The organism is Paenibacillus sp. TAF43_2 (assembly GCF_052113545.1).
Classification (GTDB): Bacteria; Bacillota; Bacilli; order Paenibacillales; family Paenibacillaceae; genus Pristimantibacillus.
In genome coordinates this window covers 1-1,066 of sequence record NZ_JBFRDK010000388.1, presented here as the reverse complement: position 1 = coordinate 1,066, position 1,066 = coordinate 1, and the positions used below count along the sequence as shown (strand labels likewise).

General features: G+C 36.1%; 1 protein-coding gene. It reads left to right on the top strand.

Features of this window, described 5'->3' with window-relative positions; all coding sequences use genetic code 11:
* Positions 1–184: 184 nt before the first annotated feature.
* A partial coding sequence (locus AB4Z17_RS33620; RefSeq protein WP_441964798.1) for an alpha/beta fold hydrolase occupies positions 185–1,066 on the top strand: 882 nt, incomplete at its 3' end.

The window sequence follows — 1,066 nt, the reverse complement described above, 5'->3', positions numbered from 1 at the left end:
GCTTAATTGTCGGCCCAATAATGAATAAGAGTTAAGGTCTAGTTAAAGCTGAGTTACACAAGATCTAAGAATGGTTTGTTAGAATGAGGAAGACAAAAGCAAAGCTAAATAAATAAGCAGGTGATTTATCGGAATTCAGCTGAATTGGTTAAAACAAAGAATGTAGCATAAGGGGAGAAAATGAATGTTGAAAAAAATATTTAGATTTTTACTTAAAGCTGTAATTTTCATTATTATAGCTATTGTAGTTTTTCTAGCCGTCGTTTTTATCGTTAATATCATCAGCAATAAAACGGACAAAGATAAAATCGTACCTTATGGTCAGCTTGTACCTGTAGACGGGAAAAATATGAATGTTTTGATTGAAGGAGATGGCAAAGAAACGGTTGTGCTGCTGCCTGGTTACGGAACAGGAGCGCCAGCACTTGATTTCAAACCACTAATTGATGAGTTGGCACCATTTTACAAAGTAGTCGTGATTGAGCCATTTGGATATGGCTTAAGCGATGTTACAGAAAAAGAACGTACTACTGAAAATATAGTGAAAGAAATTCATGAAGCGCTGCAACAGCTAAATATTAACAGCTACACGTTAATGGGTCACTCTATAGCCGGTATTTACGGTCTAGATTATGTGAACAAATATGAGAATGAAGTTACAGCATTTGTTGGGATAGACAGCAGTGTTCCAACACAAGGCGGTTTGGATGAACCATTTCCATCAGATGTTTATAAAGTACTCAAAAAGACTGGTTTCTTGCGATTGTTATCGAAACTAACCGACGATCAGCTTATTGCTCCAGAAGTTAATGATGAAATGAGAGAGCAGATTAGAATAATCTCTCTCAGAAATATGATGAATCCCAATATCATTAGTGAAGGGGAAAATTTCAAGCCTAATTTTGCCGCTGTTGAGAATTCGAAATTCCCGAAAGACCTTCCTGTTATTTTCTTTTTAGAAGCGAATAATACGGATGTTGAAGGCTGGGAACAATTGCATGAAGAACAGATAAAAGATCTAGTTCATGGAAAATTGATGACATTTGAAGGCACGCATTATCTACAC